This is a genomic window from Desulfovibrio ferrophilus, assembly GCF_003966735.1.
Lineage (GTDB): Bacteria > Desulfobacterota > Desulfovibrionia > Desulfovibrionales > Desulfovibrionaceae > Desulfovibrio_Q > Desulfovibrio_Q ferrophilus.
The window spans coordinates 3,269,452-3,287,648 of sequence record NZ_AP017378.1; the positions used below are offsets into that span (position 1 = coordinate 3,269,452).

At 58.5% G+C, this 18,197-nt stretch carries 16 protein-coding genes; 8 read left to right on the plus strand and 8 right to left on the minus strand.

Going from position 1 to position 18,197, the window contains the following annotated elements; translation table 11 throughout:
• The first annotated feature begins 14 nt into the window (after window positions 1-14).
• The 7 genes from trpD (at window position 15) to EL361_RS15030 (ending at window position 6,169) form a co-directional block, all read left to right on the plus strand.
• Window positions 15-1,016, plus strand: a complete 1,002-nt coding sequence (trpD, locus tag EL361_RS15000; protein WP_126380762.1) for an anthranilate phosphoribosyltransferase — start codon at window positions 15-17, stop codon at window positions 1,014-1,016.
• Window positions 1,009-1,782, plus strand: coding sequence for an indole-3-glycerol-phosphate synthase (locus tag EL361_RS15005; RefSeq protein ID WP_126380763.1), 774 nt, complete (start codon window positions 1,009-1,011; stop codon window positions 1,780-1,782). The genes trpD and EL361_RS15005 overlap by 8 nt, the downstream gene beginning before the upstream one ends.
• A complete protein-coding gene (locus EL361_RS15010; RefSeq protein ID WP_126380764.1) occupies window positions 1,779-2,417 on the plus strand; it encodes a phosphoribosylanthranilate isomerase in 639 nt (212 codons plus the stop codon). Before EL361_RS15005 ends, EL361_RS15010 begins: the two co-directional genes overlap by 4 nt.
• A gap of 38 nt (window positions 2,418-2,455) precedes the next feature.
• Window positions 2,456-3,622 (plus strand): tryptophan synthase subunit beta, encoded by a 1,167-nt coding sequence (trpB, locus tag EL361_RS15015; protein WP_126380765.1) that lies wholly within the window; start codon window positions 2,456-2,458, stop codon window positions 3,620-3,622.
• A gap of 255 nt (window positions 3,623-3,877) precedes the next feature.
• Entirely contained in the window at window positions 3,878-4,639 is a 762-nt protein-coding gene (trpA, locus tag EL361_RS15020; protein ID WP_126380766.1) for a tryptophan synthase subunit alpha, read from the plus strand.
• Window positions 4,640-5,049: 410 nt separating this feature from the next.
• The gene (locus EL361_RS15025) at window positions 5,050-5,481 is read left to right on the plus strand and encodes a PaaI family thioesterase (RefSeq protein ID WP_126380767.1); all 432 of its coding nucleotides are present in this window, start codon (window positions 5,050-5,052) and stop codon (window positions 5,479-5,481) included.
• Window positions 5,482-5,530: 49 nt separating this feature from the next.
• Complete coding sequence (locus tag EL361_RS15030; RefSeq protein WP_126380768.1) at window positions 5,531-6,169, plus strand: LysE family translocator; 639 nt, start codon at window positions 5,531-5,533, stop codon at window positions 6,167-6,169.
• Between the two features lie 126 nt (window positions 6,170-6,295).
• On the opposite strand, the gene EL361_RS15035 is transcribed toward EL361_RS15030, so the two are convergent.
• A complete protein-coding gene (locus EL361_RS15035) occupies window positions 6,296-7,132 on the minus strand; it encodes a prepilin peptidase (protein WP_126380769.1) in 837 nt (278 codons plus the stop codon).
• A 149-nt stretch (window positions 7,133-7,281) separates the two neighbouring features.
• On the opposite strand from EL361_RS15035, the gene EL361_RS15040 reads away from it, so the two are divergent.
• Window positions 7,282-8,571, plus strand: coding sequence for a phenylacetate--CoA ligase family protein (locus EL361_RS15040; protein WP_126380770.1), 1,290 nt, complete (start codon window positions 7,282-7,284; stop codon window positions 8,569-8,571).
• A gap of 269 nt (window positions 8,572-8,840) precedes the next feature.
• Here the strand turns inward: EL361_RS15040 and EL361_RS15045 are convergent, their stop codons facing one another.
• The 7 genes from EL361_RS15045 to EL361_RS15075 form a co-directional block, all read right to left on the minus strand.
• On the minus strand, window positions 8,841-10,130 hold the full coding sequence (locus tag EL361_RS15045) for an EAL and HDOD domain-containing protein (RefSeq protein ID WP_126380771.1): 1,290 nt from the start codon (window positions 10,128-10,130) through the stop codon (window positions 8,841-8,843).
• A 133-nt stretch (window positions 10,131-10,263) separates the two neighbouring features.
• On the minus strand, window positions 10,264-11,562 hold the full coding sequence (locus EL361_RS15050; protein WP_126380772.1) for an EAL and HDOD domain-containing protein: 1,299 nt from the start codon (window positions 11,560-11,562) through the stop codon (window positions 10,264-10,266).
• 34 nt (window positions 11,563-11,596) lie between these two features.
• Window positions 11,597-12,649, minus strand: a complete 1,053-nt coding sequence (argC, locus tag EL361_RS15055; protein ID WP_126380773.1) for an N-acetyl-gamma-glutamyl-phosphate reductase — start codon at window positions 12,647-12,649, stop codon at window positions 11,597-11,599.
• Window positions 12,650-12,667: 18 nt separating this feature from the next.
• The gene (locus tag EL361_RS15060; protein ID WP_232034805.1) at window positions 12,668-12,958 is read right to left on the minus strand and encodes a DUF1844 domain-containing protein; all 291 of its coding nucleotides are present in this window, start codon (window positions 12,956-12,958) and stop codon (window positions 12,668-12,670) included.
• 135 nt (window positions 12,959-13,093) lie between these two features.
• Entirely contained in the window at window positions 13,094-14,263 is a 1,170-nt protein-coding gene (locus EL361_RS15065; RefSeq protein ID WP_126380775.1) for a pyridoxal-phosphate-dependent aminotransferase family protein, read from the minus strand.
• Window positions 14,264-14,421: 158 nt separating this feature from the next.
• On the minus strand, window positions 14,422-17,184 hold the full coding sequence (gene polA / locus EL361_RS15070) for a DNA polymerase I (RefSeq protein ID WP_126380776.1): 2,763 nt from the start codon (window positions 17,182-17,184) through the stop codon (window positions 14,422-14,424).
• Between the two features lie 2 nt (window positions 17,185-17,186).
• A complete protein-coding gene (locus tag EL361_RS15075) occupies window positions 17,187-18,194 on the minus strand; it encodes a DHH family phosphoesterase (protein WP_126380777.1) in 1,008 nt (335 codons plus the stop codon).
• Window positions 18,195-18,197: the final 3 nt, after the last annotated feature.

Below are 18,197 nucleotides of genomic sequence, written 5' to 3' on the forward strand. Positions count from 1 at the left end.
AAGGAGCGATGAATATGGCTATGCATATGGCGGACATCTTGGAGCAGTTGGCCTTTCACAAGGATCTGCCCCAGGACATGGCAAACGAGAGTTTTGCCCGATTAATGGATGGCACAATGACCCCGGCTCAGGCTGGTTCCTTCCTGATGGGCCTGAAGACCAAGGGCGAAACCGCCGAGGAACTCGCCGCAGCAGTCAACGCTGCCCTGTCCCACGCACGCATGGTTCCCGGGCTTTCGGGCAAGCGCATCGATACCTGTGGCACCGGTGGTGACGGCTCCAGCAGTTTCAACTGTTCCACTGCCGTGGCATTGACCTTGGCCGGGATGGGCTATCAGGTGGTCAAGCATGGCAACCGTTCGGTCTCCAGCACCTGTGGCAGTGCCGATGCCCTGGAGGCTCTGGGGCTGAATCTGAATCTCCAGCCGGGTGACGTGGCGGCAGAACTGGCACGGCGCAATTTCGTGTTCCTGTTCGCCCCGGGCTATCATCCGGCCTTCAAGCACATCATGCCCGTGCGACAGGAGATCGGCTGCCGAACCCTGTTCAATCTGCTGGGCCCTCTGCTGAATCCCGCGCGACCCACTCACCAGTTGCTGGGGATCGCCATTCCCGGTTTTCTGCACCGCATGGCCAAGGTTCTGTCCCTGACAGGGGTTCAGAAAGCCTGCGTAGTCCACGGAGCCGGTGGGTTCGACGAGCTGACACCCTTTGGTGTAAATCAGGTCGTGTACGTGCGCGATGGCTGGTTGCGTGAGGATGTCCTTGACCCCGCCAGACTGGGCATGGCCGCCAGCAGCCCCGAAGACATGGCTGTGAAGGACAAGGACGAGGCTGTGGCTGTGCTGCGTGAGATTCTTGCCGGAGGCGGACCCGAGCCCATGCGCGACATGGTGGCCCTGAATGCCGGAATGTGTGTGCACCTGTTGGAGGATGATTTGTCCCTGGCCGATGGTGTGGACAAGGCACGTGAGGCCCTGGCCTCCGGTGCCGGGGAGAAGACCCTCAATGCTTAGGAAATTCGCCGACGCCAAGCGCTCCGAGATCATGGAGCTGCTGGGCCGGGATGCGCGGGGCGAGATGCCTGCGCCCATGACCGGTCCACGACCTTCGTTTTCCGGGGCGCTCAGAACCAAGGGGCCGGGCGCAGTCATCGCGGAATACAAGCGGGCCTCGCCCAGCAAGGGCGTCATCAATCTGGAGTTGACGGCTGCGGATGTGGCGCGGGGCTATGCGGGAGGCGGTGCCGCCTGCATGTCCGTTTTGACGGAAGTGGATTATTTTCAAGGTGATCTGGCTTATCTGGACGAAGCACTGGTTGCAGGGATTCCGTTGCTGCGCAAGGATTTCATCCTGCATCCGTTGCAGATCCGGCGGACGGCTGCAACCCCGGCTTCCGCCGTGCTGCTCATTGCTCGCATGGTGGAGACTCGGGAGTTGTCCGAACTGCTCGAACTGTGCGATCACTATGGTCTGGAAGCAGTGACCGAGGTCTTCGACGCCAAGGATCTGGCCAAGGCCCGCGAGGCCGGGGCCAGGATCATCCAGGTCAACAATCGCGATCTGGACAGCCTGACCATCAGCCTTGATGTGTCGCGCAGTCTGATCGGTGCCAAGACCCCGGAGGAACTCTGGATCAGTGCCAGCGGCATCGACCATGGCTCGCAGATTACCGAATTGGCTTCTTTGGGCTTTGATGCCGTGCTCATCGGCACCTTCCTGATGGAGGGAGGTGATCCCGAGGGCGCTCTGAAACGCTTGATCAAGGAAACAGACGCATGACCGACAGCCGACAGCTCATCAAGATCTGTGGCATGACCCGCCAGCAGGACGCCACGGCTTGCGTGGACGCAGGCGTGGACATGACCGGATTCATTTTTCATGAGTCCAGCCCGCGCAACATCCAGCCCGGTGCCGCCGCTGCCATCGATACAGGCTCTGCCTTACGGGTGGGCGTGTTCGTACGCCAGTCCCAGCAGCAGGTGTTGGAGATCATGGATCGGGCCAAGCTCGATCTGGCCCAGTTGTGTGGTGATCAGGACCGGGCCTTTTGCCGGGCCGTGGGAGCCACGCGCGTGATTCGCGTCTTTTGGCCCGAGCGCCACAAGATGCGTGCTGCCCTGGAAGATGAGATGTCGGATTATGACGGGTGCATGGCCTATGCCCTGCTTGATGCCGGGATGTCCGGCGGCGGTCATGGCCGTGCCCAGGATTTCGGGTTGCTCAGGGGACTGGATGCTCCGGTGCCCTGGATGCTGGCCGGGGGTCTGAGTGTGGACAATCTGCCCGAGGCCATGGCCCAGTGCCAGCCGCAAGGCTTTGATTTGAATTCCGGTCTGGAATCGGCACCCGGCTTGAAGGACGCGGAGCTTGTCCGTCGAGCCGTGGCTCTGATCAGAAGCGGGAATAACGAATAATACAGCATTGAAGGCCTGTGTACGGCCTGGAGGATAGAATGAAGAAAGGGTATTTTGGAGACTTCGGCGGGCGTTTTTCGCCCGAACTGCTCATGCCTCCCCTGCTGGAGGTTGAGGACGCCTACAAGACCATTGTCAAAAGCAAGCCTTTCCTGACGGAATTCGGGCGTATTCTGACCGAGTATGTGGGGCGTTCAACGCCTCTGACCTTTTGTCCCAATCTGAGCAGGGAACTGGGCTTCAACCTGTATCTGAAGCGCGAGGACCTGGCGCACACCGGCGCGCACAAGATCAACAACACCATCGGGCAGGCCCTCTTGGCCAAGCATATGGGCAAGAAGACCCTGCTGGCTGAAACCGGTGCGGGGCAGCACGGCGTGGCCACGGCCACGGCTGCGGCCTATCTGGGTCTGAATTGTATCGTTTACATGGGCGCCACCGACGTAAAGCGTCAGGCCCACAATGTGCGGCGTATGCAGCTTCTGGGCGCCGAGGTCCGGCCCGTTGAATCCGGCACCAAGACCCTGAAGGACGCCATCAACGCAGCCTTCCGATTCTGGATTTCCGAGCAGGCCGATACCCATTACTGCTTCGGTACTGCGGCCGGTCCGCATCCCTTCCCGGCACTGGTGCGTGACTTCCAGTCCGTGGTGGGCCACGAGGCACGCCAACAGAGCGTGGAGCAGTTCGGCACTCTGCCGGATCTGCTTGTGGCCTGTGTGGGCGGTGGCTCCAATGCCATTGGTCTGTTCCATGCCTTCATGGACGACCGTGACGTGCGCATGGTGGGTGTGGAAGCCGCAGGTTCCGGCGAGCCCGGCTGTTACCATTCCATGGCGATCTGCAAGGGCACACCGGGTGTTTTCCACGGTGCACGCACCCAGTTGTTGCAGACCGAAGACGGGCAGATCGAGCCTTCGCATTCCATCGCTCCCGGCCTGGATTATCCGGGCGTCGGTCCCGAGCATGCCTGGTTGGATGCCTCGGGCCGTGCCGAGTACGTCAGCGTCAACGATGCCCAGGCCTTGAATGCCTTCCAGTCCCTGTGTCGGCACGAGGGCATTATCCCGGCTTTGGAATCCTCCCACGCCGTAGCCTATGTGCTGGAATACAAGGATGACATCCCCGCAGGTTCCAAGGTCATCGTTAACCTCTCGGGGCGAGGGGACAAGGATATGGGCATCATCGAAGAATATCTGGGGTAAGGAAGGCCATCCATGGCGCACGGTCTGCGGCGTTGCTGCGGATTGTTCAGCCCTTCATGTATGTTGAATATACATCGGACCTGAACAATCTTTGCGCCTGACATCCCGCACACCCTGAACGGCCTTTGGCCCGGGGGATGCACATTCCAAACGAATTTCCCGGTGGGGAGCGATTGGAATGGAAAAGTCGGAAAATTGAATCAGATCGGATAGAAAAGCATCACACTGCGGTGAAGATCGCAGAGGAGAAAATACATGTCGAATTTGAGTGAAAAAATACGAGAGGCCAATGCCAAGGGCCGCAAGGCTGTGATTCCCTATCTGCCCGCCGGGTTCCCGGGGCTCACCGAGTTCTGGGACGTGATCAAGGAACTGGACGCCGCCGGGGCGGACGTCATTGAAATCGGTGTGCCGTTCTCCGACCCTGTTGCCGATGGTCCCACCGTGGAACAGGCCTGTCTGGAAAGCCTGGAGCTGGGCGTGACACTGAAATGGATTCTGGAGGAACTGCCCAAGCATCGCGCCGGGATCAAGGCCGGAATCGTGCTCATGGGCTATTTGAATCCGTTCCTGCAATACGGGTTGGAGAAACTTGCCAAGGACGCAGCCGCAGCTGGTGTTGGCGGGCTGATCATCCCGGACGTGCCCTATGAGGAAGCCCAGGAGATGAAGGAGATTCTTGGTGCCCAGGGCATCGATTTCATCTATCTGGTGGGCCTCAATACCCCGCCCGAGCGTTTGAAGATGTATGCGAGTAATGCCAGCGGCTACGTGTATCTGGTGTCCGTGATGGGCATTACCGGTGCGCGCACCAGCCTGCCCAAGGAGATCGGTGACAAGATCATCGAGGTCAAGGAAGCCTTTGACGTTCCTCTGGCCCTTGGGTTTGGCATCAAGACTCCAGACCAGTTGGAAGCCTTTGGCGATAAGCTGGATGGGGCGGTTATTGGCTCCGCGCTTATCGACCATATTCGGGGGGGAGGTTCGGCCAAGGAGTTTCTCTCACCTTGGGTCTAGGCGACTGAAAACGCACCGTCTACTTTGTTAAGTGATTTGTTGGTGAGTCATCGAGCCTACAAATCACTTACTACGCCCCAAGTGTACTGCAAAAGTCCCGGACTCTTGCGTATGTTCAGATACGCGTTGAGTCCGGGACTTTTTTGTGCCTTGTATCCGGCCCTTTTTGAGCCGCCAGGGGAAGAGGACGAGGTCACCAGGGGAGAGCAGCGGAGAGATACGAGGACAATTCAGAATTTGGGAAAGAGTATTGAGAACCTGCGGCCTCGAAAAACATGATTGAACAGATGGATATGATCAGGTGGGATTATTGGTGATGGTGTGCATGACAATAATTATCTAAGATGTGCGCGACAGCGACAGAGTGACACGGTTGTTAGAGTCCATCGAGAAGGCAAGGTGCAAAGCCCATGACCGATATTCATGAAGATTTGATCGCCTTTGTGGAAGACAGCATCCCCATGCATCGCTGGTTGGGGGTGAAGGTGGTCGAGGCCCGGCCAGGTTTCGCGCGGGTGCGTTTGCCGTTCAAGGACGAATTTCGCGGCAACGAGGAACGCGGTGCCATGCATGGCGGGGTCGTTTCGGTGCTGGTGGACGTGTGTGGGGCCGTGGCCCTGTGGACGCATTTCGGCCCCAAGGACAAGACCGCCACCGTGGATATGCGCGTGGACTACCAGCGCCCGGCGCCCTTCGAGGAACTCCTTGCCGAGGGTGAAGTTCGCATGATGGGCAACCGCATCGCCAACGTCCATGTGCGCGTGTTTACGGCCTCCATGCCCGAGACCCAGTTGGCCGAAGGTCGTTGTGTCTACTACGTGAAGCGGGTCGATCAGGGCTGAGTCCTCTCGTGCCTGCAGAAGAGTTCAATCAAATAAATCAGGAAAACAGATGCTTTTTGCCTACGACCTTCACCATTGGTTGACGTTTTTGACTGCCGCCGTGCTGCTCAATATTGCCCCCGGGCCGGACATGGGGTTTATTCTGGCCCATACCGTTCGCGGTGGCAGAGCCAGTGGATTTGCTGCCATGGCGGGTGTTTGGACCGGGGCCATGGGCCACGTTCTGTTTGCGGCCGTGGGGTTGTCGGCCATCATCGTGGCCTCGGCCACGGCGTATTCCGTGGTCAAATACGCGGGCGCTGCCTATCTCCTCTGGCTGGGAATCCAGGCCTTGCGCTCCAAGGGCGGATTGTCCCTCAATTCCTGCAGTGTGGGCACCACTTCGTTGCGACGGGTTTTTGCGCAAGGCGTGTTCATCGATCTGTTGAATCCAAAGGCTGCGATCTTCTTTTTGGCTTTTTTGCCCCAGTTCGTGGAGCCGGGGGCGGGGTCGGTCTCCAGTCAGCTCCTGCTGCATGGCGTGTTGATCATTGTGGTGGCTGCCTTTGTGGAGCCACCACTGGTGCTGATGGGTGGTTCCCTCACCAACCGCCTGCGTGATAATCAACGCTTCTGTACCTGGCTGGACAGGAGTCTTGGCGGATTTTTCACTTACCTCGGCTTGCGTCTCGCCTTTTCGGAGCGTTAGGGGGCACAGAGCATTGATGCTCTCCCCATTGAAAAGTGTGGGGGGGAGAAATCAAAAGGGGCAGGGGGCTTTTCTGCAAAGCCTCCTGCCCCTTTTTAATCTGTTGTGGGCTCAATCCTTCGGGGTTTATAAAAGCCCGATGTACCAGCGCATGACTTCATCGCCTATGAGCACGGCGGCGATGGCTGCGGCGCATAAGAAAGGGCCGTAGGGGATGGGCGTCTGCAAGGCACCACGTTCGTCATCATCGCCTTCTGTCTGTGCCTCGGCCTCTTCTTCGTTCTGGATCGGTTCATATCCGCCGCGCAGGAAGATGATGCTGGTTGCCACCAGACCCAGCCCGCTGAAGATGATCACAAATGGCAGTTGGTCCAGCCCCACCAGCGGCCCGATGAGCAGCATCAGCCAGATGTCGCCTTCGCCCAATCCTTCGATGCCGCGCAGCATCTTGTAGGCCGCGCGGACCGCCCAGAAGCAGCCCGCTCCGGCAGCAGCAGCAAAGCTCGCATCCATGAGTGGAATGTCCAGGAAGAGAGGGGCGCAAACCAGTGCGGCACCCGCGCCAATGAGCATGGGATACAGGGGCAGGAACATGGTGGCCAGATCGATGAATCCAAGGACGATGAGCAGTCCTGAAAAGGCCATGTAGGCCGCCCACTTGGCACCGGGACCGAATTTGACGGCAAGAGCCAGGGCGATAATGGCGGACAGGGCCTCCACCACCGGGTAGCGCATGGAGATGCCTGCCTTGCAGCTATGGCAGCGGCCACGCAGGATCAGGTATGAAAGAAGCGGGATGTTCTCCCACCAGGCCAGAAAATGGCCACAGTGCGGGCATTTGGAGCGCGGCGGATTGACTACGGATTCACCGGTGATGCCCCGGTGGATGCAGACGTTGTAGAAACTGCCCAGGATGAGTCCCAGGATGCAGGCCAGAATATTGAAGATGGCGGTCTCGATCATGCGCGATTGTCCCTGGTTGAATGGAAAATCGATTTGAGGCATTGTGACGCGAACTTTTCAGCAGTCCGAGTCTGCACGGTATGGGTACTGGATTTTGCGGACTCGGACAACCCGTCCGAAGCACAGGACAAGGCAAGGAGACGGCAGACATGACTCAGCAGCACCGGTTCATCCCCCATCTGGATGAACAGCAGATACGTGATATTCAGCTCGATGGCTTGAAGTGGACGGTCAAACACGCCTTTGAGGGTAGTCTTGCCTACCGCAAGAAACTTGAGGACGTCGGACTCAAGCCGGGTGATGTGAAAAGCCTGGATGATCTTTCCCAACTGCCGTTTACCACGGTTGAGGACCTGCGCGATGGCTATCCCATGCCGCTCTTGTCCGTTCCCGAAGAGGAGTTGGTGCGCATTCATGCCTCCAGCGGCACCACGGGCAAGCGCAAGGTGTTGGTCTACACCCAGAAGGACGTGGACGACTGGAAGGGTATGATGGCCCGCTGCTATGAATTGGCAGAATTGACGCGTTTGGACCGGGTGCAGATCTGCGTGGGCTATGGCCTCTGGACCGCTGGTGCCGGTTTCCAATTGGGTTGCGAGCATTTCGGGGCCACGGCGGTGCCGGTGGGGCCAGGCAATATGGAGATCCAGATGCAACTCATCAAGGATATGGGCACCACCTGTCTTTGCTCCACAGCCAGCATGGCGCTGCTGCTCGGTGAGGAGATCGAGAAACAGGGACTGCGTGACTCCATCAAGCTCGAGAAGTGTATCTTTGGAGCCGAGGCGCATACTCCCAAGATGCGCAAGCGGTTCGAGGAACTCCTGGGCCTGAAGCACAGTTTTGATATTACGGGCATGACGGAACTGTACGGACCGGGTGCAGGCCTGGAATGTACTGCCCACGAAGGCATCCATTACTGGGCTGATATGTATATTCTGGAGATTCTGGACCCCGTCACTCATCAACCCGTGGCACCGGGTGAGATCGGTGAGATGGTGGTGACTTCCCTGCATAAGCAGGCCGCACCTCTGATCCGCTATCGCACCCACGACCTGACACGGCTCATCCCCGGAATCTGTTCCTGCGGGGTGACCATGCCGCGCCACGAAAAGATCCTGGGCCGCTCCGATGACATGATCATCTTCCGTGGCGTGAACATCTACCCCGGTCAGATCGCCGATGTGCTTCACAAGTTCCCGGACACAGGCAGTGAATACCAGATTCAGCTGACGCGTTCCGGTGGGCGTGATTCCATGCGCATCAAGGTCGAGCGCGCCAAAGATGTTCACTCCGGCTGCGACAGTGAACTGTCCAAGACCGTCTCCGATGCCCTGCACAAGCAATTGATGGCGCGTGCCGGTGTGGAGATTGTGGACTTTGGGTCGCTTCCGCGTTCGTTTGGCAAGACCAAGCGGGTTATTGACGAAAGGGGCTGATAATTATTGGAAATTCCGCGCTGGCAGTGTCGCTGCGTCGTCTTAAACTTCTTGAATAGGTGCACGAGAGCTTTGCTCTCAGTCTCCGTACGGCGTGAAGACTTGGCAACGACTCCAGGCCATCGGGTTTGATAGCTCCTGCTCCGCTCGGTTTTTGAAAGACTTTTCGTAGCGATTCTTGTGATTCAGAAAGAGTACGGATTGACGTAATAAAGCCGTCGCTCCTTTAAGGGGCGGCGGCTTAGTATATTGTTTGCAATGCCTGTTGATCAGGCGCAGTCAGGAGTGTTGCAATCTCCAAGGATATTCTGGGTCCAGGCCATGGCTTCGGTGTACAGGGGCGCGGCCTGGGGCTGCGTAATGCCGTGTGGTGCGATCATTCGTTCCACGGCTTCCCAATCTCCGTATTCATAGGCCTTGGTCAGATCAAGACAGAATCGGAACTCGCTCTCACCGCCCTTGAGGGCGTCCTCCATGGCCTTGTCCAAGGGGACATGCTTCAGGACTTCATCCATGGTCTGCCCGAGCATGGCATCCAGAAGCGAGAACAGACCGAGCAGGAATAACGTTTCTGGTTTTTGCCCGGAGGGGCATTGCTGGGCCAGTAGTTCCAGGAAGCGCCCCCGTTGGACGGACATGAATGCGACTTCCTGCCCCTTTTTGGTGGGCGCAAGGTCGGACATGATGACGACTCGCAGCCACTGGGAGAGCTGTCGCTGGCCGAGCAGGGTGATGGCCCTGGTAACGGATTCAACCTTTTGCGAAACGCCCATGCCTGCGGAGTTAATATAGCGGAACAGGCGATAGGACAGGGATGGGTCCAGTTGAATGATCTTTGACAACCGGTTCACATCGAAGTCGGGCGCTCCCAGTTCCTTGAGCAGCTGAATCTTGGCAATCTCGTTGGAGGAAATCTTTTTGCCGGGAATGATCTCGGGTTTGGCGAAGAAATAGCCTTGAAACAGGGTGAAGCCCAATTCCTTGCATAGGCTGAAGACCTCAAGGTCTTCGACTTTTTCTGCCAGCAGACGGCAGTTGGTGGAACCGAGATCGGCCATGACTTTGCGCAGTTTGTCTGCGTGGGCAATGCCTTCGGGGCCGAGAATACCCAGAATGTCGACTTTCAGAATGTCGGCCATTTCCACAAAGGGCATCAGTTCGGTCTCGCCCATGAAATCGTCCATGGCCAGAGTGTAGCCGCTGTCCTTGAGCCCTTGCAGGGCCTCGAGAACTTCGGGTTCGGGGCGTACATCTTCCAAAATCTCGATAACAGCGATATCGCTCGGCAGAGCATAAGCGAATTGATCCAGAATCAGATTCTGGGGGAAATTGACCAGAGCCCGTTGCCCCGTGCTCATGCCGTCGCTGGCCAGTACAAATCCGTCGGCGATGACCTTTGCTGTGGCTAGGTCGCCATCGGCGACATTGGCACCACCTGCTTCGGCAGAGGCGCGAAACAGCAACTCGTAGCCCCAGACATCCTGTTGGTCATCGAAGATGGGCTGGCGGGCCACAAAGATGGATTCGTATGTGTTGTCCATGGAGATATCAGGTGACATGAGGCAAGCTTTCCTTGGGTTGAACTCTGCAACAGAAACTGCAAGCTGCCAAATGTGTGCATCTGGTAGCTTGCAGTTATTATTAGCAGATGAACGAAGCCTTGGGTAGAACCCATTTGTACTGCGTGATCTACTATTGCGGTTGCGCCGCTTCTTGTGCGCCTCCGAGAATATCCTGGGTCCAGGTCATAGCCTCCACATAATTCTTGTCGGCCTTTTCCGGCTGGAGATTGAACTGTTCCAAAATGGCCTTGGCGCTGTCCCAATCCGCGCGTTCGTATGCCCCCACCAAGCCCAGCAGTGCCCCATAGCGGCTTTCGTCGCCCATCAGGGCCTTCTTGACCTCTTCATCCAGAGGGATATTTTGCAGAATTTCGTCCATGGGCATACCCAGCAGGGCATCCAGCATGGAGAATAATCCGAGCAGGAATAGTGTTTCGTGCGGAATATTCATCTGCCCGGCCGCCGAATGCAACAGCTCCAGGAACCTGGCCCGCTGAACGGACATGAAGGCCATTTCCTCGCCCTTTTTTGAGGGAGCAAGATCAGACATGATGACCACTCGCAGCCATTGGGTGATTTGGCGTTGGCCTAGCAACGTGAGTGCACGTTGGACGCTTTCCACCTCATGGCGTACGCCCATGCCTGCGGAGTTGATGTACCGGAAGAGGCGATAGGAAAGAGACAGATCAGCCTGGATGACCCGCGAGAGCTTGCCTACTTCAAAGTCCGGGTTGCCCAGTTCCTTGAGCAGTTGAATCTTGGTCACTTCGCCGGTGGAAATCTTTTTGCCGGGAATGATCTCGGGCTTGGCGAAGAAATAGCCCTGGAACAGGGTGAATCCCAATTCCTTGCACAGACCGAAAACATCGTTGTCCTCGACCTTTTCTGCCAGCAGGCGGCACTTGGTGGAACCCAGATCGGCCATGACTTTGCGCAACTTGTCTGCATTGGCAATGCCCTCGGGACCCAGGATGCCCAGAATATCGACCTTGAGAATGTCGGCCATTTCCACAAAAGGCATCAATTCGGGTTCGCCCATGAAATCATCCATGGCCAGAGAGTAGCCGCTTTCTTTCAAGGTCTGGAGCGCTTCGATGACTTCGGGCTCGGGCTTCACGTCTTCAAGGATTTCGATGACCGCCACATCGCTGGGCAGGGCGAAGGCAAATTGGTCGAGAATGAGACTTTGGGGGAAGTTGATGAGGGCTCGCTGGCCTGACTTCATGCCTCCAGCGGCCAGGATGAAACCGTCAGCAATCACCTTGGCCGTGGCCATGTCGGCGTCACTGATCTGGGCTCCACGAGCTTCTGCCGAAGCCCGGAACAGGAGTTCATAGCCCCAGATATCCTGATGATCATCAAAAACGGGCTGGCGGGCCACAAAGACAGACTCAGATGTAGAATCGCCAGTAGGCAGCTGTTGGGACATGCGTTTCTCCTCGCATGCCCCCCTTTATCTTGGGCTATGGCACCAGTGGAGCGAGATTCAGGCCGGTGGAGAGTTCCAGCCCCAGCATCAGGTTGGCGTTTGCCAGTGCCTGACCGGAGGCTCCGCGACAGAGGTTATCGATGGCCGAGACCACGATCAGACGATTGGTTCTCGGGTCGACGACCAGCCCGATGTCACAGTACATGGTGCCACGTACCCAGCGGGTTTCCGGGAGTGTTCCCCTCTTCAAGACCCGAACCCAGGGGGCAGTGCTGTACACTTCCGAATATAACCCGAATATGTCCTCGAGTTGAAGATTTTTTTTAAGTCTGGTGTAGGACGTGCTCAGGATGCCCCGATTGATGGGCAGCAAATGGGTGTTAAAGGAGATTTTCAGGTCTTCTCCGGAGATGGCGGAAAGCTCCTGCTCAATCTCGGGCGTGTGGCGGTGTTTGCCCAGATTGTAAGCCCGGAAGGAGTCGGAGACCTCGCAGAACAGGCTGCCCACATTGGCACCACGTCCGGCGCCTGTGGTGCCGGATTTGGAATCGATGACAATGCCATCGGTTTCCACGATGCCCGCTTTCAGTGCCGGGTACAGGCCAAGAATGGCGGAAGTCGGGTAGCAGCCGGGGTTGGCGATGAGCTTGGCGTCCTTGATCTTGTCGGCATACAGCTCGGGCAGGCCGAAGACGGCGTCCTCGATCAACTGTGGTTCGCGGTGCTCAAGACCATACCACTGGGCATAGATGTCAGCATCGCGTAGGCGGAAATCGGCGGATAGGTCCACCACGCGGACGTTGCGGCTCAGCAGCTTGGCCGCCATGTCCATGGCCGTTCCGTGGGGCACTGCCATGAACACGATATCACAGGCCTGGGCCAGATCGTCGGGGTCGGGTTGGGTGATGACCAGTTCGGAGAGGCAGGTTCCGGTCAGGCTCGGGTAAAGTTCACACAGAGTCTTGCCCGCATCGGAGCGTGATGTGGCCCGTACCAGTTCGATCTGTTCATGTCCGGCCAACAGCCGCGCCAGTTCCATACCTGCGTAGCCAGTGACACCCACCAGACCAGCCTTGAAAGTCGCCATTGTAATCGTCCGCCTAAGCTATTTGTTTTTGACCACGTACTTCATGCGCAGGTCGTAGAGCAGGCCTTCCAGCAATTGGGTCTCATCGGGGTCCAAGCAGTTGCCGGTCTTTTCCTGAAGCATGGCCAGGATGTCGATGGTGTGCTTGGCCACGGGCAGGCTGGGCATCATCTGCCCGGTTTCGGGTTCGGGCACCTCGCCCAGATGTACCAGCGCCGAAGACGCCAGAGACATCACGAAGGTGGAAAACGTCACCTGCGGCAGGGGCATCTTTTCGAGGGGCTGTTCGGCCTTGTTTTCGTCGGACATATCGTTCTCCATGTTCGGTCTTGACTGTTTCGTGCGATGCTGGGCTCTCACCAGGTGGACTCACCATTGGCCACCAGCGGATGGTCGAGCTTGCCCGCTTCCAAACTGTCCAGAGTAAAAAACTTTATCCGTTAGTTAGCAGAGGTCCGCAGGCGGTCCGTCGGCCAGGGACGTCTCAAAGGCCTCCATGGCTCGTTCCAGATAATCCCGGGAACCGGAGTGTCCACCTGTAAGCTTCAAGCCCTGTGCCAGAGCATAGAGCCCGGCCATGACATCCGCGAAGTCCACATGGCCCATATGCCCCATGCGGACGATGCGGCCCTTCAAGTGTCCCTGCCCTCCGGCCATGACCACGCCATAGCGCTCGGCACAGGCCTTGAGCAGGACGGCCCCATCCACCCCGGCAGGCAGCCGGATGGACGTCAGGCCCCATGTATAATGGTCTTTGGCCAGAAGTTCCAGCCCCAGGGCCTTGGCGCCGGCGCGTGCCATCTGCGTCAGCGCCCATTGCGTGCGGAAGACCTCTTCCATGGTCCGTTCTTGGAACAGGTCCAGGCAGGTGGAGAGTCCCATGAGCAGGTTGATGGCCGGAGTGAAGTTGGTCTGGTTGTTGACCATGATCTTGGCGCGTTCGCCCAGCAGATTGAAATAGAAATTGCGAGGCTTGATTTCTTCCACGCGTTTCCAGGCTCGCTCGGACAGAGCGATGAAGGCCAGCCCCGGAGGTAGCATTAGCCCTTTTTGTGAGCCGGTGAGTAGGCAGTCGATGCCCCATTCGTCCATGGGGCAAGGGGAGATGCCGACAGCCGAGATACCGTCCACCACGAGCATCAAGTCGCGCTCGCGGGTAAAGGCCGCCAGCTCCTTGATGGGATGCAGGACGCCTGTGGATGTCTCGGAGGCCTGGATCAGGATGCCCTTGGCGTCGGGGTAGTTTTTGAGTGCGGTTTCCACGTGCTCGACGGTCACGGCTTTGCCCCAGGGCACGGTCATCACCGCGCAGTCCAGACCGTGGGTCCCGGCGATTTCGCCCCAGCGTTCGCCGAACTTTCCACCCTCGATGACCAGCACCTGTTCGCCGGGTTTGAAGAGATTGCCCACGGCGGCGGTCATGGCGCCGGTACCGGAGCAAGTCAGGGGTATGACGGGTTGCTCGGTGCCGAACAGCCATTTGAGTCCCTGCTGAATCTCACCCAGCAGCGCGGTGAATCCCTCTTTGCGGTGGTGGACCATATCCATGGCCAGGGTCAGGCGAACCTCTTCGGGCAGCGGCGTGGGGCCGGGCGTGAGCAGACGTGTCTTCATCAAGGGCTCCTTCGAGTCGGTGGAAGGGCTGTAGGTGAGTGTTGATCCGATGGACGAGGAGTGTCTTGACCGCCGGAGTTCTCCAAATTGTAAGGGCGCGCTGCCCGTGTCCATGGGGTCGCAGATGATGCGCCCCAACGCTAAACCGGAAGGGGGTGCTAGTGGGCCTCGGCCCAGTTCTTTCCGATGCCTTTATCCACGGCCAAGGGTACGGCCAGTTCATAAACCCCGGACATGATTTCTTCAAGTCTGGAGGCAGCCTGTTCGGCCCTGTCCGCCGGACATTCCAGAAGCAGTTCGTCATGCACTTGCAGGATGAGCCGGGCCTCGAGCCGTTTCAATTCTTCGTCATGGTCTGCAGCCAGCATGGCCAGCTTGATGATATCGGCGGCACTGCCCTGAATCAGGGTATTGATGGCCTGCCGACGGGCCTGGGACTGCAGGTTCTTGTTGCGCGAGTTGATGTCGGGCAGCAATCGGCGGCGTCCGGCCAGGGTGGTCACGAAGCCGTGTTCGCGGGCCGAGGCTTCCACGGATTCGTAGAATTCCTTGAGGCCCGAGAGGCGTTCAAAATAGCGCTCAATGAATTCCTTGGCTTCGGCCAGTTTGATGCCCAGTTCGGCGGCAAGCTTTTGCGGGCCCATGCCATAGATCAGTCCGAAGTTGATGGTCTTGGCGTTGCCGCGCTGGTCGCGGCTGACTTCTTCGGGGCTGGTGTCAAAGAGCAGGGCTGCGGTGCGCGAGTGGATATCCTGACCGTGACGGAAGGCTTCGATGAGGGTGGTTTCCCCGGAATAATGCGCCAGGACTCGTAGCTCGATCTGAGAGTAGTCCGCACCCACCAGCAGGTTGTCCGGTTCGGCGATGAAGCAGGCCCGCATGCGCAGTCCCATATCGCTGCGGATGGGGATGTTCTGCATATTCGGTCCAGAACTGGAAAGTCGCCCCGTGGCTGTGGTCAGCTGGTTGAAAGTCGTGTGGATGCGCCCGTCCGGGCCCGCGGCCTTGGGCAATGGCTCAAGATAGGTGGAACGCATCTTTTCCAGTTTGCGGAAGGCCTGAATGTCCTCGATGATGGGATGCTCGTGCTTGATCTTTTCCAGCACTGCAAAGGAGGTGGAAGGAACGCCTCCCGGGGTTTTGCCGCGCGGCTTCAGGCCCAGGTCCGTAAACAGGATTTCCGCCAGTTGCTGGCTGGAACGCATGTTGAAGGGCCGACCTGCCTGCTCATAAATCTTTTCGGTCAGGGCGTTCAATTCGGCAGTGACCTCTTTTAGAAACCCAGCCAGGGCATCCCTATCGATGCGCACCCCTGCGATTTCCATGCGCCCCAGCATGGGGATGAGCGGGGTTTCCAGATCGCGCATCAAATCAGCAAGACCTGCATTGGACAATCTGTCGCGCATGGCCTCGGCCAGGGCTTTGGCCGTCAGGCCCTGTCCGGCCACAAGCTTGTCCAACAGTTCGGGGGCAAGGCGCTGGGTCAGGCGGTCCCAGGTGTAGTTGCGGTCTTCGGGCGAGAGCAGATAGGCGGCCAGCCCCAGGTCGAACCAGCGGTCCTCGGGGATGGTCCACCAGCAATCGTTTTCGCGGAGCAGCGCCTTGACGTCCGGGGTGGCGATGGATGCCGCGGTGCTCAGCATTGGGACCAGTTCGGAGGCGGGGATGGACGTGTGCCACTCCTCTCCACCAATGCCCAGATAGAATCCACCGTCGTCGGGGATCAGCCCTATATGCAGGTTCGTCATGGCGGGCAGTGCTGCGGCGTTTGCGGCCTGATGCACGTCTGCCTCGGGCAGGGTGGCCACAGTGGGGGCCATGTCGAAAAGGGTCCCTTGGGTCTGGCCCGTCTGTTCGGCGTTTGGTTTGATCTGAGCCTTGGCAGAAGGCTCCTGGCTTGTTGCCGGTGCCTTCTGCGGAACCTCACCCTTGCTGGTGGTCTCGGCAATGACGTGGTCATTGTCCGGGGTGCCTGGGGATGGTTTCGCAGCCTGAGCACCTTGCTGCGAGGCCTTCGCCGTGGGGGGCACCACGCGCGGCAGTTCGCGCAGCAGGGTGCGGAATTCATATTCCTGCAGGAAGGCCAGCATTTCGTCGTGATCGGCCTGGCCCCGGCTGAAGTCTTCCAGCTTGGTGTCGGAGCAGGCGTTCAGTTCCAGGCGGGTCAGTTTGCGGTACAGGAAGGCGTCGCCAATGTGGTCCTGCAGCTTCTTGCGCATGGCCTTGGTGAAATCGCCACCACCGTCGATCAGGGTCTGCTTCAGGTCCTCCAGGGTGGGGCTGTCGGCCATGATCTTCTGAGCGGTCTTGGGGCCGACCTTGGGGATGCCCGGGATGTTATCCGCCGAGTCGCCGATCAGTGCCTGGAAGTCCGGCCACTGGTCCGGCTCCATGCCGGTTTCCTCGCGGAATTCGGCCAGTCCGGTCAGCTTGTCAGCCTTGGAACCCGGATCCCAAAGATAGACCCGCTCATCCAGGCATTGCTTCAGGTCCTTGTCCGCGCCCACGATGACCACGGGGCGCTCGTTCTTGAAGCGGGCCGCCAGGGAGGCGATGCAGTCGTCAGCCTCGTTGCCGTCGGAGACGATGACCTTGAAGCCCATCAGGCGGATGGCCTGCTGGATGGGGTCGATCTGCGGTCGCAGATCCTCAGGCATGGGGGGGCGTTGAGCCTTATAAGACTCGAACAAGTCATGGCGGAAGGTTTTGCCTCGGCCATCGAAGAAGAAGCCTGCGTATTGTGGTTGTTCGGTCCTGATCAGTCCGAAGATCATGCGCAGGAACAGGAACAGCGAGTTTGTGGGAAAGCCGTCGGCGCGGCGCATATCCTGATAGGCGTAGAAAAATCGGTACAGAAAGGCGTGACCATCCACCAGAAAAATGGGGTCTTGGTCCAGGCCTAGGCGTTGTTTGAGGGACATGTCTATTCCTGTTTGGCTGCGCCGTTTTTCTTGGCGCGGGCCTTATTGGTGTGCAGGCGCTTCCAGAGGAAGGCTTCGGGTGAGGGCATGTCGATATCGGCGATGGCGATTTCGGCACGGGCGGCACCTTTGTGCCCACCTGCGGAGCCGATGTCCCCGAAGCAGCGGGCAGCGAATTTGCCCATGTCGCGCCTGAGGCCGTCTCCCCGGAAGATGGCAATGGCCTTGTCGTCCACAACGCCGCTGATTACGGTCCAGGATGCGCCGTGGACGCGCAGGAAGAGATCGGCCAGCAGCACCAGAATGTCCGGGCTTTCCACATGTTCGATAAAGGCGAAGATGCCCTGCCCCATGAGGCGCATCTTGAAATAGGCCTGGCAGAAGTAACGCAGCCATTCCAGGTGGAATTCACTGCGGTAGATCTTCTTGAGCAGCAGGGGGCTTGCGAACTTGTTCAGGTACTGGAAGGCACGCAGGTCGGCCTCGGCAAAGTCGCGCTCAAAGGACGAGGTGTCGGTCTTGATGCCGTATTGCAGGGCGGTTGCCAGGAGTTTTCCGGGCCGGATGTTCATGTTGTAGAGGTATTCGGTCAGCAGACTGGAGTTGGCCCCGTAGCCCGGTTCGACGTGTGCGAATTCGGCCTCCACCGGATGCTCTTTGGATGTGGGATGGTGGTCGATGACCACTGAGAATTTCATATCCGCAAAGCCTTCGTGGTGGTGGGGCTGCGAGTCCACCAGAGCAAATCTGTCATACTGGGCAATGACATTGGGAGTCAGCTTGCGCGTAGGGACGCGCAGGGAATGGATCATTTCCAGGTTGTCGGGCCTGGAGACCTCGTTGACGTGGGCGATGCCCACGTCCTGCACCCGGTGGGCCATGATGCGCTTCAAGGCCATGGCAGAGGCCATGGCGTCGGGGTCGGCGTTCATGGCGATGAGCCAGCGTTCCTGTTTGTTGAACAGGCTCAGCAGATCGGGAGTGCGGGGCAGGGAACGGAAATATGCCATAAA

Coding starts and splice junctions, on each gene's coding strand:
- trpB (WP_126380765.1), top strand. CDS start 2,456: ATGAAGAAAGGGTATTTTGGAGACTTCGGCGGGCGTTTTTCGCCCGAA.
- EL361_RS15050 (WP_126380772.1), bottom strand. CDS start 11,562: ATGTCCCAACAGCTGCCTACTGGCGATTCTACATCTGAGTCTGTCTTT.
- EL361_RS15005 (WP_126380763.1), top strand. CDS start 1,009: ATGCTTAGGAAATTCGCCGACGCCAAGCGCTCCGAGATCATGGAGCTG.
- EL361_RS15065 (WP_126380775.1), bottom strand. CDS start 14,263: ATGAAGACACGTCTGCTCACGCCCGGCCCCACGCCGCTGCCCGAAGAG.
- EL361_RS15010 (WP_126380764.1), top strand. CDS start 1,779: ATGACCGACAGCCGACAGCTCATCAAGATCTGTGGCATGACCCGCCAG.
- EL361_RS15030 (WP_126380768.1), top strand. CDS start 5,531: ATGCTTTTTGCCTACGACCTTCACCATTGGTTGACGTTTTTGACTGCC.
- polA (WP_126380776.1), bottom strand. CDS start 17,184: ATGTCCCTCAAACAACGCCTAGGCCTGGACCAAGACCCCATTTTTCTG.
- EL361_RS15035 (WP_126380769.1), bottom strand. CDS start 7,132: ATGATCGAGACCGCCATCTTCAATATTCTGGCCTGCATCCTGGGACTC.
- EL361_RS15060 (WP_232034805.1), bottom strand. CDS start 12,958: ATGTCCGACGAAAACAAGGCCGAACAGCCCCTCGAAAAGATGCCCCTG.
- EL361_RS15040 (WP_126380770.1), top strand. CDS start 7,282: ATGACTCAGCAGCACCGGTTCATCCCCCATCTGGATGAACAGCAGATA.
- argC (WP_126380773.1), bottom strand. CDS start 12,649: ATGGCGACTTTCAAGGCTGGTCTGGTGGGTGTCACTGGCTACGCAGGT.
- trpA (WP_126380766.1), top strand. CDS start 3,878: ATGTCGAATTTGAGTGAAAAAATACGAGAGGCCAATGCCAAGGGCCGC.
- EL361_RS15075 (WP_126380777.1), bottom strand. CDS start 18,194: ATGGCATATTTCCGTTCCCTGCCCCGCACTCCCGATCTGCTGAGCCTG.
- EL361_RS15025 (WP_126380767.1), top strand. CDS start 5,050: ATGACCGATATTCATGAAGATTTGATCGCCTTTGTGGAAGACAGCATC.
- EL361_RS15045 (WP_126380771.1), bottom strand. CDS start 10,130: ATGTCACCTGATATCTCCATGGACAACACATACGAATCCATCTTTGTG.
- trpD (WP_126380762.1), top strand. CDS start 15: ATGGCTATGCATATGGCGGACATCTTGGAGCAGTTGGCCTTTCACAAG.